Origin of the sequence: Kluyvera sp. STS39-E (genome assembly GCF_040932435.1) — a bacterium.
GTDB lineage: Bacteria > Pseudomonadota > Gammaproteobacteria > Enterobacterales > Enterobacteriaceae > Kluyvera.
In genome coordinates, this window is the sequence record NZ_JBFQGA010000003.1 from 497,497 (window position 1) to 513,351 (window position 15,855).

The 15,855-nt window shown below is 53.0% G+C and carries 12 protein-coding genes; 7 read left to right on the top strand and 5 right to left on the bottom strand.

From position 1 onward, the window contains the following. Positions 1-138: 138 nt before the first annotated feature. The 5 genes from fdnG (at position 139) to AB4K05_RS08985 (ending at position 6,790) form a co-directional block, all read left to right on the top strand. Positions 139-3,186, top strand: coding sequence for a formate dehydrogenase-N subunit alpha (gene fdnG, locus AB4K05_RS08965; protein WP_368479627.1), 3,048 nt, complete (start codon positions 139-141; stop codon positions 3,184-3,186). Between the two features lie 11 nt (positions 3,187-3,197). Next, positions 3,198-4,085, top strand: a complete 888-nt coding sequence (fdxH, locus tag AB4K05_RS08970) for a formate dehydrogenase subunit beta (protein ID WP_368479628.1) — start codon at positions 3,198-3,200, stop codon at positions 4,083-4,085. Continuing rightward, a complete protein-coding gene (fdnI, locus tag AB4K05_RS08975; protein WP_368479629.1) occupies positions 4,078-4,734 on the top strand; it encodes a formate dehydrogenase-N subunit gamma in 657 nt (218 codons plus the stop codon). The genes fdxH and fdnI overlap by 8 nt, the downstream gene beginning before the upstream one ends. 227 nt (positions 4,735-4,961) lie before the next feature. Continuing rightward, on the top strand, positions 4,962-6,119 hold the full coding sequence (araJ, locus tag AB4K05_RS08980) for an MFS transporter AraJ (RefSeq protein WP_368479630.1): 1,158 nt from the start codon (positions 4,962-4,964) through the stop codon (positions 6,117-6,119). Between the two features lie 110 nt (positions 6,120-6,229). Continuing rightward, complete coding sequence (locus AB4K05_RS08985; protein WP_368479631.1) at positions 6,230-6,790, top strand: hypothetical protein; 561 nt, start codon at positions 6,230-6,232, stop codon at positions 6,788-6,790. 37 nt (positions 6,791-6,827) lie between these two features. Here the strand turns inward: AB4K05_RS08985 and adhP are convergent, their stop codons facing one another. From adhP to AB4K05_RS09005, 4 genes are all read right to left on the bottom strand, one after another. Next, positions 6,828-7,838, bottom strand: a complete 1,011-nt coding sequence (gene adhP / locus AB4K05_RS08990; RefSeq protein WP_368479632.1) for an alcohol dehydrogenase AdhP — start codon at positions 7,836-7,838, stop codon at positions 6,828-6,830. Positions 7,839-8,088: 250 nt separating this feature from the next. Beyond that, on the bottom strand, positions 8,089-9,801 hold the full coding sequence (locus AB4K05_RS08995) for an ATP-binding cassette domain-containing protein (protein ID WP_368479633.1): 1,713 nt from the start codon (positions 9,799-9,801) through the stop codon (positions 8,089-8,091). Between the two features lie 385 nt (positions 9,802-10,186). Then, positions 10,187-11,881 carry an NAD-dependent malic enzyme gene (locus AB4K05_RS09000; protein WP_368479634.1) on the bottom strand — a complete coding sequence of 565 codons (1,695 nt, stop codon included), beginning with the start codon at positions 11,879-11,881 and terminating at the stop codon, positions 10,187-10,189. Positions 11,882-12,103: 222 nt separating this feature from the next. Beyond that, on the bottom strand, positions 12,104-12,862 hold the full coding sequence (locus AB4K05_RS09005) for a class I SAM-dependent methyltransferase (RefSeq protein ID WP_368479635.1): 759 nt from the start codon (positions 12,860-12,862) through the stop codon (positions 12,104-12,106). Positions 12,863-12,964: 102 nt separating this feature from the next. On the opposite strand from AB4K05_RS09005, the gene AB4K05_RS09010 reads away from it, so the two are divergent. Continuing rightward, on the top strand, positions 12,965-13,759 hold the full coding sequence (locus tag AB4K05_RS09010; protein ID WP_368479636.1) for a helix-turn-helix transcriptional regulator: 795 nt from the start codon (positions 12,965-12,967) through the stop codon (positions 13,757-13,759). A gap of 74 nt (positions 13,760-13,833) precedes the next feature. Here AB4K05_RS09010 and AB4K05_RS09015 read toward each other — a convergent pair whose 3' ends face one another. Next, positions 13,834-14,811 (bottom strand): NAD(P)H-dependent flavin oxidoreductase, encoded by a 978-nt coding sequence (locus AB4K05_RS09015; RefSeq protein ID WP_368479637.1) that lies wholly within the window; start codon positions 14,809-14,811, stop codon positions 13,834-13,836. Positions 14,812-14,960: 149 nt separating this feature from the next. Here AB4K05_RS09015 and AB4K05_RS09020 point away from each other — a divergent pair, with 149 nt between their 5' ends. Next, the gene (locus tag AB4K05_RS09020; protein WP_368479734.1) at positions 14,961-15,851 is read left to right on the top strand and encodes a LysR family transcriptional regulator; all 891 of its coding nucleotides are present in this window, start codon (positions 14,961-14,963) and stop codon (positions 15,849-15,851) included. Positions 15,852-15,855: the final 4 nt, after the last annotated feature.

The following is a 15,855-nucleotide window of genomic DNA, read 5'->3' on the forward strand; positions in this document are numbered from 1 at the left end:
AACCCTAAAGGATTAATTAAAATCGCCAACGATGACTATTAAGGGGGCCTCAGTTTTCGACATTGATTTGACGCAAAAAAATCAGGGGCATTGCTGTTAGTTTTGGCCGCGAAGCACATCCATACAATGAGGAAAACAATGGACGTCAGCCGCAGAAAGTTTTTTAAAATCTGCGCGGGCGGTATGGCTGGGACAACGGCTGCAGCGTTGGGGTTTGCCCCAAAATTAGCGCTGGCTCAGGCGCGCAATTTTAAATTACTGCGTGCCAAAGAAGTTCGTAATTCCTGCACATACTGCTCCGTAGGTTGTGGGCTATTAATGTATAGCCTGGGCGATGGGGCGAAAAATACCCGTGAAGCCATCTATCATATTGAAGGCGATCCGGATCATCCTGTCAGTCGCGGTGCACTGTGCCCTAAAGGTGCCGGTCTGCTTGACTATGTCAACAGTGAAAGTCGCCTGCGTTACCCTGAATATCGCGCGCCTGGCTCCGATAAATGGCAGCGTATCTCGTGGAATGAAGCCTTCGATCGCATCGCAAAATTGATGAAGGCCGACCGCGACGCCAACTTTGTGGAGAAAAATGAGCAGGGCGTGACGGTTAACCGCTGGCTCTCCACCGGGATGCTGTGCGCATCTGCGGCAAGTAATGAGACCGGCATGCTGACGCAGAAGTTTGTGCGCTCGCTCGGCATGCTGGCGGTAGACAACCAAGCGCGCGTCTGACACGGACCAACGGTAGCAAGTCTTGCTCCAACATTTGGTCGCGGTGCGATGACCAACCACTGGGTTGATATCAAAAACGCTAACGTCGTGATGGTGATGGGCGGCAACGCCGCTGAAGCCCACCCGGTCGGATTCCGCTGGGCGATGGAAGCGAAAAACAATAACGATGCGACGCTGATTGTCGTCGACCCGCGCTTTACGCGTACGGCGTCGGTGGCGGATATCTATGCGCCAATTCGTTCCGGTACCGACATTACCTTCCTGTCGGGCGTGCTGCTGTATCTCATCGAAAACAATAAAATCAACGCCGAGTACGTGAAGCATTACACCAACGCCAACCTGCTGGTGCGTGATGATTTCGCTTTCGATGATGGCTTATTTAGCGGTTATGATGCCGAAAAACGGCAGTACGACAAGTCGTCCTGGAACTATCAGTTCGATGAAAACGGCTATGCCAAACGTGATGAAACGCTGACTGACCCGCGCTGCGTGTGGAACTTGCTCAAAGAGCATGTCTCTCGCTATACGCCGGATGTCGTGGAAAACATCTGCGGTACGCCGAAGGCTGATTTCCTGAAAGTTTGCGAAGTGCTGGCCTCAACCAGCGCGGCTGACCGTACCACCACCTTCCTGTATGCGCTGGGTTGGACTCAGCACACCGTCGGCGCGCAGAACATCCGTACCATGGCGATGATCCAGCTGCTGCTGGGCAATATGGGCATGGCGGGCGGCGGCGTGAACGCCTTGCGCGGTCACTCGAACATTCAGGGGTTAACCGACCTTGGCCTGCTGTCGACCAGTCTGCCGGGTTACCTGACGCTGCCATCGGATAAGCAGGCCGACCTGCAAAGCTATCTGGCTGCTAATACGCCGAAGGCGACGCTGCCGGATCAGGTGAACTACTGGGGCAACTATCCGAAGTTCTACGTCAGCCTGATGAAGTCTTTCTATGGTGACGCTGCGACGAAAGATAACGAATGGGGCTTTAACTGGTTGCCAAAATGGGACCAAGCTTACGACGTTATCAAATACTTCAACATGATGGATAACGGTAAGGTCACCGGTTACATCTGCCAGGGCTTTAACCCGGTGGCGTCGTTCCCAGATAAGAACAAAGTGGTTCGTAGCCTGAGCAAGCTGAAGTACATGGTGGTTATCGATCCGCTGGTGACTGAAACATCCACCTTCTGGCAGAACCACGGTGAGTCTAACGATGTTGACCCGTCAACCATTCAGACCGAAGTGTTCCGCTTGCCATCAACCTGTTTTGCCGAAGAGGACGGTTCGATTGCTAACTCCGGTCGCTGGTTGCAGTGGCACTGGAAAGGTCAGGACGCACCGGGCGAAGCACGGAATGACGGCGAGATCTTAGCCGGTATTTATCACCGTCTACGCGAGATGTATCGCAATGAAGGCGGTAAAGGCACTGAGCCGCTGCTGAAAATGGGCTGGCACTATAAGCAGCCTGATCATCCGGAATCGGAAGAGGTTGCCAAAGAGAACAACGGCGTTGCGTTGGCAGATCTCTATGATGCCAACGGCATGCTGGTCGCGAAAAAAGGTCAGTTGCTCAACAGCTTTGCGCTGCTGCGTGACGACGGGACCACGGCGTCATCCTGCTGGATTTACGCCGGGAGCTGGACCGAACAGGGTAACCAGATGGCCAACCGCGATAATGCTGACCCATCGGGTCTGGGCAATACGCTGGGTTGGGCATGGGCATGGCCGCTGAACCGCCGCGTACTGTACAACCGCGCATCGGCGGATGTGAACGGTAAGCCGTGGGATGCGAAACGGATGCTGATCAAGTGGAACGGGACAAAATGGGACGGTAACGATATTCCGGACTTTAATACCGCGCCACCGGGCAGCAACACCAATCCGTTTATCATGCAGCCGGAAGGCTTAGGGCGTCTGTTTGCCCTCGATAAGCTGGCAGAAGGGCCGTTCCCAGAACACTACGAGCCGATGGAAACGCCGCTGGGCACCAACCCGCTGCACCCGAACGTCATCTCAAGCCCGGTTGTCCGTCTGTATGAACAAGATGCGGTACGCCTTGGCAAGAAAGATAAGTTCCCGTACGTGGGCACCACCTATCGTCTGACCGAGCATTTCCATACGTGGACCAAGCACGCACGTCTTAATGCGATTGCGCAGCCAGAGCAGTTTGTGGAAATCAGCGAAGGGCTGGCGAAGGCCAAAGGGATTGCCAATGGCGATCGTGTCACGGTGAGCAGTCAGCGCGGCTTTATTCGTGCGGTGGCGGTGGTGACTCGTCGTTTGCAAACTCTGCAGGTTAACGGTCAGCAGGTGGAAACCGTCGGTATCCCGCTGCACTGGGGCTACGAGGGCGTGGCGCGCAAGGGCTATATTGCCAATACCCTGACGCCGAACGTCGGCGATTCCAACTCGCAAACGCCGGAATATAAAGCGTTTCTGGTTAACATCGAGAAAGCGTAAGGAGCGTTTTAATGGCGATGGAAACACAAGACATTATTAAACGCTCTGCAACTAATTCCATAACCCCCGCGCCACGTGCGCGGGATTATAAAGAAGAAGTTGCCAAGCTGATTGATGTCTCTTCCTGCGTGGGCTGTAAAGCCTGCCAGGTGGCCTGCTCCGAGTGGAATGATATCCGCGACGAGGTTGGGCATTGCGTGGGGGTTTACGATAACCCCGCCGATTTGAGCGCCAAATCCTGGACGGTGATGCGTTTTAGCGAAACCGAACAGAACGGCAAGCTGGAGTGGCTGATTCGTAAAGACGGCTGTATGCATTGTGAGGATCCGGGCTGTCTGAAGGCTTGCCCATCTGCGGGTGCGATTATTCAGTACGCCAACGGGATCGTCGATTTCCAGCAGGATAACTGTATCGGCTGTGGTTACTGCATCGCCGGGTGTCCGTTTAATATTCCGCGCCTCAATAAAGAGGATAATCGGGTATATAAATGCACCCTGTGCGTTGACCGTGTGAGCGTGGGCCAGGAACCGGCCTGTGTGAAAACCTGTCCGACCGGCGCTATCCATTTCGGCACCAAGAAAGAGATGCTGGATGTAGCGCAGGAGCGGGTGGATAAGCTCAAGAAACGTGGCTATCCACAGGCCGGTATCTACAATCCTCAGGGCGTCGGCGGCACGCACGTGATGTACGTGTTGCATCATGCGGACCAGCCAGAGTTGTATCACAAGCTGCCGAAGGATCCGGCGATTGATACCAGCATTAATCTGTGGAAAGGGGCGCTGAAACCGCTGTCTGCCGCCGGCTTTATCGCTACCTTTGCCGGGCTTATCTATCACTATATTGGGATTGGCCCGAACAAAGAGGTGGATGATGACGAAGAGGAGGATGGCCATGAGTAAGTCGAAAATGATTGTGCGCACCAAGTTTATCGATCGCGCTTGTCACTGGACGGTGGTTATCTGCTTCTTCTTGGTGGCGGTTTCGGGGATATCGTTCTTCTTCCCAACGCTACAGTGGCTGACCGAAACTTTCGGGACACCGCAGATGGGGCGTATTCTGCACCCGTTTTTTGGCGTACTGATTTTCGTGGTGCTGATGTTTATGTTTGTGCGCTTTGTTCATCACAACATTCCGGATAAGCAAGATATTCCGTGGGTGCTGGGGATTGTCGAAGTGCTGAAAGGCAACGAGCATAAAGTGGCGAAGGTCGGCAAATATAATGCCGGGCAGAAGATGATGTTCTGGACCATTATGAGCATGATTTTCGTGCTGCTGGTAACCGGGGTGATTATCTGGCGACCTTACTTTGCGCAGTACTTCCCGATTCCGGTGATTCGTTACGCGTTACTGATTCATGCGACCACGGCAATCATTCTGATTCATGCGATCCTTATCCATATGTATATGGCGTTTTGGGTTAAAGGGTCAATTAAAGGCATGATTGAAGGCAAAGTCAGTCGTCGCTGGGCGCAGAAACATCACCCGCGTTGGTATCGTGATGTTGAGCGCGTCGAGGCGCAGAAAGAGAATTCGGAAGGCATGAAGTAATTTTCTTTCCGGTTGCCTGAAAGCGGTTTAAGGATTCCTATTTTTGGGGATCGTTAAGCCGCTTTTTTTTACCTGAGTGGATCTCGGATGTGGGTAAACCTTCAACTGCCTGCATTTCTGCTGTCTTTATGGATAAACCCGCCGTCACGCGTTTTTGTCTGGCCTGTCACAGGCGAATGGTCAATAATGCCGTCCCGCAAAGCCAATATAAACAAGTGATTAGACGGATGAAAAAAACGATTTTTGCGCTGGCACTGGGTACGTTTGGCCTGGGAATGGCTGAGTTTGGCATTATGGGCGTCCTGCCGGAACTGGCGCACGACGTGGGTATTTCGATCCCGGCGGCTGGGAATATGATCTCTTGGTATGCCTTTGGCGTGGTAATTGGTGCGCCGATCATTGCGCTGTTTTCGACGCGCTTCTCGCTGAAATCTATCATGCTGCTGCTGGCGGCGCTGTGCGTTATTGGAAATACCATTTTCATGCTCTCCTCCAGCTATACCATGCTGGCGCTAGGAAGGCTGGTGTCGGGATTTCCGCATGGGGCGTTTTTCGGCGTAGGGGCGATTATCCTGTCAAAAATTGCGCCTCGCGGGAGGGTGACAGCTGCGGTGGCTGGCATGATTGCCGGGATGACGGTGGCGAATTTGGTGGGGGTGCCCGCCGGAACGTGGTTGGGGCATCAGTTTAGCTGGCGCTATACCTTTGTCGCCATTGCGCTGTTTGACGTGGCGGTGCTGGTGGCGATCCTCGCCTGGGTGCCGACGCTATTTGATAAATCCGACGCTCGGTTGCGCGAGCAGTTTCATTTTTTGAAAAGCCCCGCGCCGTGGCTGATTTTCGCGGCCACCATGTTTGGTAACGCAGGTGTGTTCGCGTGGTTTAGCTATATCAAGCCATTTATGATGAACGTTTCCGGCTTCTCCGAAGGCGCGATAATGTTCATTATGATGCTGGCGGGCCTTGGCATGGTGCTGGGCAATATTCTGAGCGGCAAACTTTCAGGGCGCTATAGCCCGCTACGGATAGCCACCACTACCGATGGCGTTATTGTGGTAGCACTGCTGCTGATTTTCCTGCTGGGAGGCATGAAGGTAGCATCGCTGACGCTGGCGTTTATCTGCTGCGCCGGGCTGTTTGCGCTCTCCGCGCCGCTACAAATTATGCTGCTGCAAAATGCGAAGGGTGGAGAAATGCTGGGCGCGGCTGGTGGACAGATTGCCTTTAACCTCGGTAGCGCGATTGGCGCATTTTTCGGTGGCTTGATGATAACGCTAAACTTTGGCTGGAATTCGGTGGCGCTGCCTGCGGCGGCGCTGTCATTCCTGGCGATGACTTCACTTTTACTGTATGCCCGTTATCAGCGCCGGCTGGCTGTCGCTTAAGCCTGCGGGCTGGTGGCTGAAAACCTACCAGATTTGGATTTAACAATCCTTGTACTGACGGGTACGGTGAGTGCAGATAAAAATGGCGTTGGAGTGAAAAAAGAATGGGCATGCTAAAGTCAGTGATGGTTGCACTGGCGGTATTCCTGAGCGGCTGCGTCAGCCAGCCGTCGCTGCCGGCTAACGAAACGATCGTCAAGATCAAAACCACTGACGACAGCATCGTCGCTAACTCGGCGCAGCATAGTTATCGTTTCTTCCGCAGCGGCCTGCGCGGAGAATTTTTGCGCTACAAAACCTTCTATGAACGTTACCAGAAGCAGATTCTGGGCGTGCGGGTGAACTTTAACGTCAACAGTAATGAAGTGGTGGCCGAGTATACGGCGATTGTCGATGGTAGTCGGCTTGATGAGGCGCAGCGTCAACGGCTGACGACGGAATATCGTGCCACGGCAATGGAGCAGGGGTATTACGGCGTGAAGTTTCAGACCGATGGGTTCTGGACGTCGGTGATTAAAGATGAACTCGATGACAGTACAACGCTGAAGACGCCAATTGTCGTGACGATTAATGATAAAACCAAGGTAATGTCGCCCTATGCGGGGGTTCTGTTAGTGCCGATTTATCCGCTGGTGATGATGTACGGCTGTGCGACTGGGCGCTGTATTTAAGGCAGTTGCGCCTCTCTCGCAAGAGAGGCGCTGAGTATTAATGGCGTAAATCAATCACCATGCGGCCACGGATCTGGCCTTGCTCCATCTCTTTAAAAATGGCGTTGATGTCGTTTAACGGACGCATGGTCACTTTCGGCACCACTTTGCCTTCGGCAGCGAACTGGAAGGCTTCCATCAGATCCTGACGCGTGCCAACTAAAGAACCCACTACCTGAATACCGTCCAGCACCAGACGCGGGATATCTAAGCTCATCGATTCCGGCGGCAGGCCAACGGCGACCACGCGGCCACCGGCGCGTACGGCGTCAACAGCGGAGTTAAACGCGGCTTTGGCAACGGCAGTCACGACCGCGGCGTGTGCGCCTCCGGTTTTCTCCTGCACAATTTTGGCCGCATCTTCGCTGCGTGAGTTGATAACCAAATCAGCGCCCATCTCTTTTGCAAGCTGCAGCTGGGCATCGTTGACGTCCAGCGCGATAACTTTGGCGTTAAAGACGTTCTTCGCATATTGCAGCGCCAGGTTGCCCAGACCGCCAAGGCCGTAGATGGCAATCCACTGCCCAGGTTTGATACCGGAAATTTTCACCGCTTTGTAGGTGGTGACGCCGGCGCAGGTGATGCTGCTGGCGGCGGCAGAGTCGAGGCCATCCGGCACTTTAACCGAATAGTCGGCGGTAACGATGCACTCTTCAGCCATCCCGCCATCGGCGGTGTAACCGGCGTTTACCACCGAGCGGCACAGGGTCTCGTTGCCGCTGTTACAGTATTCACAGTGGCCACAGCCTTGGAAGAACCACGCCACGCTAGCACGATCGCCGATTTTCAACGAAGTGACGCCCGGGCCAACTTCAGTGACCACGCCCACGCCTTCGTGGCCGAGAATAACCCCGGTCTTATCACCAAAATCACCGTTTTTAACGTGCAGATCGGTGTGGCAGACGCCACAACACTCCATTTTTAACAGGGCTTCACCGTGCTGGAGAGGACGCAGCTTTTTCTCGGTAACGTTAACCTGATGATCGTGAGTGACAACAGCAGCCTTCATAGCCATACTCCTAGTTTTATGTATTTGATAATAATACTCATTAATGATTAGTTATTAATGCTAAAAAAGCAAGGTTGGAGGTAGGGATAATCTGGTGGTTTTTCAGTTCGATAGCTCCAAATGCACATAAAACTATCAGCCCTAGTTCATTTACTGTTCAATGCAGGTTTTCAGTGACGGACGAAAAAAAGCGCCATCCGGTATTTTTGTGGATGACGCTGGGTTAATGAACGTCGATACGGTGGGGACGTTAGACTAATAATTGATTTATTTGCGCGATCTCCTTGCGCCAGCGCTGTTGCAACAGAGGTTTCTGGTGCTTAGGTTTGCGCGCCAAGTCTTCGGCCAGCTGCTGTTCTAGGGCAATCAATCGCTCAAGCATTTCGTCAGCGTCGAGCGCTACCGGCGCGCTTTCAGCAACCGAATGATGAATTTGCCCTAGGCGCTCATTGTTTCTGAGCTGCTGATAGACGGCATCGACATCCGGCCATTCACTGAGCCCGCTGTCGTCAATCAGCCAGAAGCGGTTGCAGCTTTGGCTAATAAGCTTTCGATCATGGCTTACCAGAAGCAGGCCGCCAGGATAATGACTCAGCGTTTGCGCCAGCGCTTCTTTGCCGTCCATGTCCAAGTGGTTAGTCGGTTCATCAAGCAATAACAGGCTGTAGCGGGCAAGCGATAGTCCGACAAACAGCAGCCGCGAACGCTCGCCGCCGCTGAGTGAACTTACTTTTTGTCCATGTCGCGACCAGCCAAAGCCGGCAGAGATCAGCGCACGTTTGCGCGTTTCTGATGACGGTGAAAACGTCTCCAACGCATCAAGGAGCGAAGCGTCATCGGCTAACTGATGCAGCGTTTGATCGTAGTAGCCAGCATGAAGGCGAGGATGAAGGCGCAATCCGACATCCGGCGCTTCCTGCTGCAGTTGTCGCCATATTAAGCGTAATAGTGATGATTTACCGCCGCCGTTACGGCCCATTATGGCCACCCGATCGCCGCTTTTTAGCCGAGCTATTCCGGTTGTGAAGAGTGCAGGTAAGCCTAGCGCCGGTGGGACCGGCAGTTGTTCCATCTCCAGCAGCCTGTCGGCGCGAACCTCGTCGCCCTGCAGCGTAAGGGTCCACGGCGTGCCGTAGGTCAGTTCGGTTTGGCTCTCTTTTAGGCGTGTGACCTGTTTTTCCATTTGCTTAGCTTTACGCGCCAGATCTTCGTTGTCATACACCCGTCCCCAGGTGGCCAGACGTTTGGCGCTGGCGGTGACGCGGTCGATTTCCTTTTGCTCCGCTTTATGACGTAAGGCATCGCTTTCGTCCTGCGCCTCTAACGCCTGACGGGCAGCGGTGCAGGGCAGTGCGAATGTGTACAGGTTGTTATCGCGTAATATCCAACTCGTATTGGTGACCGCATCCAATAGCGAATTATCATGCGAAACCAACACGAAGCTGCCGTTCCAACCGTTGAGGAAACTCTCCAGCCATAACAGCGTTGGCAGGTCGAGGTGGTTGCCGGGTTCATCCAATAGCAACAGATCCGGTTGGAGAATCAACGCGCGCGCCAGTAATAGGCGCGTGTGTTGTCCACCGCTCAATGTTGATGCGATTTGAGAGGTCTCAGCGCGATTAAATCCCATTTCCAGCAGCAACCGTTCCGCTTGCCAGCGCTGGCTCTCATGCGCCGCCGCGGGAAGCTGTGCGAGAACCGCGTCGATAAGCGACTGCGTTAAGAGAGTGGTTGGTAAATGCTGCTCCACGCGAGCGAGGAGACAATGGTTGGCGAGTGATACCAGACCTGTTGATGGTGCAATGGTGCCGTCGAGGACCTGTAAAAGGGTACTTTTTCCGCAGCCGTTATAACCTATTAGGCCAATACGGTCGCCTTTTTTCAGGGTAAAAGTCAGTTGGGTGAAAAGAGGGCCGAACGCCGTCTCAACGTGAAGAGATTGTGCCGTTAGTAATGTGCTCATTTGCTTACTCAAGAGTTACAGGCATAGAAATGCCTCGTCAAACATCGCTGACGATAACTAAGTAAGCCCGAGGGAAGGGATTAAGAGTAGGTGTCTTCGCTCAAGCCGAAGTTATCGCAGCACGATATCGATAACGCTTGAGCTGGTGCGATCACCAAGTGTATGTGAAATATTGACATTTTCACGATACAGCATAATTAGCCTCCTTATTAAGTCATTAGGTTGATGAGTGAAATCAGTGTAGCGTGGTGAATAATATTCTGCCAGCGAATAAAACATTAGTTACAACATACGTTTTATGTCTATCAATAACGCAGGTCTGAAACATCGTGCATATTGAGGTTAAATAGCCCGGTTAAGGAGAAAACCGGGCTAGGGCGAGACATTAAATAGACGTGCGGCGATAGTTGCGGTATTCCGGCTGCCAGAAGTTGTCATCAATGGCTTCTTGCAACGCATCGGCAGAAGTATTGGTGGCGACACCTTGCTGCTGCGCCATTTTACCGACTGCAAAGGCAATGGCACGCGAAACCTTGTGAATGTCCTTCAGCTCAGGCAGAACCAGACCTTCACCGTGGGTAGCGAGCGGGGAGTGCTTGGCCAAGGTTTCGCTGGCGGACATCAGCATTTCGTCGGTGATTCGCGACGCACCGGAAGCAATTACGCCCAAACCAATACCTGGGAAGATGTATGAGTTATTGCACTGCGCAATTGGATATACCGTATCTTTCCACACCACTGGGGCAAACGGACTACCTGTGGCAACCAGCGCCTGGCCGTCGGTCCAGCTAATAATATCCTGCGGTGTAGCCTCAACGCGTGACGTTGGATTAGACAACGGCATCACAATAGGACGTGGGCAATGTGCGTGCATCTCACGAATAATTTCTTCGGTGAATAGCCCGGTTTGCCCAGACACGCCGATCAAAATATCCGGCTGTGCATTACGGATAACATCGAGCAGCGAAATCTCGTCATTCTCATGCGTCCAGCCTTGAATTTTATCCTGTTTTTGCGCCAGTTTGCTCTGGAAGGCGAGAAGATTAGGCATCTGATCGGTCAGCAGACCGAAACGGTCAACCATAAAGACACGACCGCGAGCTTGCTCTTCGCTCAGTCCTTCACGCTGCAGCTGTGAAACAATCTGTTCAGCAATACCGCAGCCAGCGGAGCCCGCACCGAGGAAGACGATTTTTTGTTCGCTCAGTTGACTACCGGCAGCACGACTGGCGGCAATCAGTGTCCCGACGGTGACCGCCGCAGTACCCTGAATATCGTCGTTGAAGCAGCAAATCTCATCGCGATAGCGGTTCAGCAGCGGCATCGCGTTTTTCTGTGCGAAGTCTTCAAATTGCAGCAGCACATTCGGCCAGCGATGTTTCACCGCCTGAATAAAGTCATCGACAAACTGATAGTACTCATCGTCGCTGATACGTGGGTTACGGCAGCCCATATACAGCGGATCGTTGAGGAGCTGTTGGTTGTTGGTACCAACGTCGAGCACCACTGGCAGGGTATAAGCCGGGCTGATGCCACCGCAGGCGGTGTACAGAGACAGTTTACCGATTGGGATGCCCATGCCGCCGATACCTTGGTCGCCGAGACCCAGAATACGTTCACCGTCGGTGACCACAATGACTTTGATGTTGTGGTTAGGAACGTTTTGCAGAATATCGTCCATGTTATGGCGGTTCTGATATGAGATGAACACGCCGCGCGCACGACGGTAAATTTCAGAGAAACGCTCGCAGGCTGCGCCAACGGTCGGGGTATAGATGACCGGCATCATCTCATCGAGATGGTTTTCTACCAGCCGGTAGAACAGCGTTTCGTTGGTATCCTGGATATTGCGCAGGTAGATATGTTTATCGATCTCAGTTTTAAATCCCTGATACTGGATCCAGGCACGTTCGGCCTGCTCTTCAATGGTTTCAACAACTTCAGGCAGTAACCCGAGGAGGTTGAAATTGCTGCGTTCTTCCATGCTGAACGCGCTGCCTTTATTAAGCAGAGGAAATTCCAACAGAACCGGCCCCGCATAGGGGATATAAAGGGAACGATTTTTATTACCTGATAACATCTTACGTAACTCCGTTGTCTTCATTCCAGACCCGGTGACGGGCCGGCAGAAACTGCAGCGCGCAAGATTATAGAGCAACGATTAACATGATGTTGACAAATTGGGGGTAAGGGCACAAAAAAGCACACGACCGATGACTATTTCGCCATTTTAAGGTGTTAATTTAGTGACGGTGTCACGTAATGGCGCCGAGTTATCCCGACGCGATTACGTTCAACAGCGCTATCTTGCCTGGAACATAATGGTATCGCTCACGAAGCTTCCATCCTCGGCAATGGCAAAATGCGATTTTACCTCATCCGACACTTTACTCTGCAGGTAGCGGATCGCCTCAATAATGTTGTCCGGCGTTTTCATCCGCGCAACCCAAGAGGAGAACTCCAAGTGCAGCTTATCGCCAACCAGTTTATCGACCACCATGCCGCGCTGGTTAACCATCGCCAGCCACTGTCCCTGTGAGTAGTTATGGATATGCGAAGGGTCGCGCAGCATTTCAATAGTTTGCAGCCAAACGTCGAGAATCGGTTTTCCCGGCGATGCGATGTCCATCATGATAAAACGGCCACCGGGTTTCAGTACGCGGCGAATTTCGATCAGCGCCGACTGCATATCATGCCAATGGTGGGCAGAGTAGCGGCTGATGACAATATCAAAACTGTTATCAGCAAACGGCAGCGCTTCGGCAGGGCCTTGTGCGCAGGTGATGTTGCTCAAACCGCGCTTTTGCGCTTCCTGCGCGACCACCGCCAACATGCCTTCCGATAAGTCGTATGCCGTCACCGTTGAAACCTTTTGTGCGGCGGTGAAACTGGCGTGACCGGCGCCGCAGCCCACGTCCAGCAGATTGGCTGATTGGTCATCGGCCAGCCATTCGCCCAAACGACGCAAATCAGCGCCCTCGGCGTGAACGCTGCTGTGCAAATAGGCAGCTGCCTGACCGCTAAACTGCGACTTTACTAACGCTTCATGATGGTTGCTCATACCTGTCTTCCTCTGTTGTTATTTTGTTGTTAAAGCAGACTATACGATGGCATTAATACGGGTACAATATGCTCATTTATACTGGTATATCGAGTTACTACCATGGAAAAATCAGGGCTGACAGGGCCACAAGCGTTAGGCGCTTTTTTGCGTGTGAAGCGAGAAAACACCTCCCCGGAAAGAGTGGGGATCCCGGTTATTTCGCGCCGTAGAACCAAAGGGCTGCGCCGTGAGGAAGTGGCGCAGATGAGTGCGATCAGTACGACTTGGTACACGTGGCTTGAACAGGGACGCGATATCACCGTGTCGGCACAGACACTTTCAGGTATTGCTTGTGCCTTACAGCTGACTTCAGCCGAGCGTGAATATCTGTTTTTGCTGGCGCACAAAAGCGACCCGTTGAATGAGCAGGTGCCGGCGATAGAACCGACCATTCTGGCAACCGTCAACAGCGTTTCTCAACCCTGTTATTTGCTGGATTTGACCTGGCAGATGTTAGCTTGGAATCCAGGCGCGGCAGCGCTGTTTACCGGTTGGCTAGATGCAGAAAAGGCGCCGAATATGATGAACTTTATGTTCCAGCATCCATTGGCCCGCCAGCTTGTCGATAACTGGGAAATACGCGCGCGGCGAATTGTTGCTGAGCTACGCGCCGATGCGGTGCACTATGCCAATGACGCTGTTCTAAATGCTTTCGTGCAGCAGATGAGCGACTGCAGCGCTGATTTTCGCGAGTTCTGGTCTCAGCAGCAGGTTATTGTCCGCGAAGGTGGAGAGCGTTTGTTTCACCATGCCGAAAAAGGTAGCATCGTTTATCGCCAACTAAGCTGGCAGCTCACCAGTAATCGGGCATTAAAGATGATTATGCTGATCCCTGAAGAAAACAGCCATGAGTGACACTGTCACTTACTTTACGCAAGATACCATTGTAAAAGCGCCCGCCATCAGCATGGCGGACGCAGATGCAGCATTTATGCAGTCAGTTGTTCAACCACATCGGCGACCGGCGTAATGGCCTTGATACCACCAATCCCCGTGCCCAACGAAATATATCCTTCGTCGGTGTTGCCCTCCAGCATGCCAAGCCGCAGTCCTCGCAGGCCGCCCATCACATCGGCAATCTCTTCTTTACTCGCGCCTGCGTTATCCATCGCCACCAGTTTGTGAGTCAGTTTGCCCGGCAGAGATCGGTAAAAATCGGGCAGCGTGCGGAAGAGGCTGAGATCCAGCCCGTTGGCGGCAACGATTTTCTCTTTGATTGACTGCGGTACGCGGCTTTCCAGCGTACTGATAAACACAGAACCAGCAAATACGCCTTCGGCACCCAACGCTTCGGCGGCTCTCGCCGTCCGTTTATCGACAATACCGCCAGCGGCCAGCACCGGAACATTCACCGCCGCATCGACGATCATAGGTACGATAGAGAATGTCCCCAGCACGTTGCCGGGCAGCGTGCCGCCTTCATCAAACCCAGTAGCGACAATCATATCGGCACCGGCGCGTTCCGCCTCACGGGTGTTTTCTGGCGTTGGATTGATATCGCGGTAAATGATGGCGATCCCCGCGGCTTTCAGTTCATCAAACAGCGCGGGAATAATCGATCCTTCACCGTAACCGGTATACACCACCGCGTGCACGCCTTCTTCTTTGATGACTTTCAGGATGGCGGGCGTCCAAATATCGTTATCCGCGGTCGGGATCAAATTCACGCCAAACGGTTTCTCGGTCAGTTTTTGGGTTTTGCGGATCTCTTCGCGCATCTTTTCAGCAGTGGCTTCCGGCGTGGAGACGGCAGTCTCGGCCGTCAACCCGGCGTTTGGCCCCAAAACGCCTAATCCACCGGCATTACTCACGGCGGCGACCAAACGCGCATCGGTTAGCCATGAGAGTGGCCCTTGAATAACCGGTCTTTCGATGCCCAGAATCTGACTAATACGATTGTTTTTCATAAGATAATTCCTTGTTACAAGCCGGAATGGCTTCGAATGCAGGCAGTGTAGGCCGCTTAATTGTTTTGAAAAATAGTGAAAATCGTTCTTCACTATTATTAAATAGATAACAATCGTGATGGCTAGAGTGGCGCATCTGCCTTATGCAAATGAATCTATTTGAAAACATTAAAATCTTTATCGAAATCGTTGATTCGGGCAGCTTTACCCAAGCGGCGGAGAATCTGCAGATCCATCGCCCGGCGGTAACAAAAGCGCTGCAGCAGTTGGAGCAAGAGAGCGGCGTGCGTTTGCTACAGCGCACGACGCGGCGTATCAACCTGACATCGGAAGGGGAAGAATTCTATCGTCGCAGTAAGCCGCTGTTGGCGCAGGCTGATGATTTGCTGGAATCTTTCGCACCCCATCGTCCACTTCATGGCCAGCTGCGGGTCGATATGCCGATTGCTTTCGCCCGGCTCATCGTGGTGCCCAGATTGCCGGAGTTTTACCAAGCTCACCCTGATTTGGAGATCATTTTAAGCAGTTCCGATCTTCGGCGGGACATGCTGCGCGACGGCCTCGATTGCGTGTTAAGAATGGGGACGCTGGACGATGGTGACTACGTCGCAAAGTCGCTGGGTGACATCAAAATGTCGACCTGCGCCAGCCCGGGGTATCTTGCCAAATATGGTGTACCTCGCACGCTTGACGATCTTCGGCACCATCAGGGCGTGAATTGGATTAACAGCTCGAGCCGCCAGGTTATGCCGTGGGTCTTCCAGACCGCGACGGGGAGTGAGGAGATATCGCTGCCGGGTAAACTGATTCTGGATAACTCGGAAGTGTATATTTCTGCCGGTATCGCCGGGCTGGGGCTATTACAGGGAATGAATTTCTTCTTACAGCCCTATATTGATAATGGGCAACTGGTTGAAGTTTTGCCGAATTTCCCGTGTCCGCACCGTAGGCTGTCGCTGCTTTACCCACATCGACACTTATCACACAAGGTTCGGGTGTTTGCCCAGTGGCTGGAAGGGCTGGTAGAAGGGCTGCGCTAAAAAA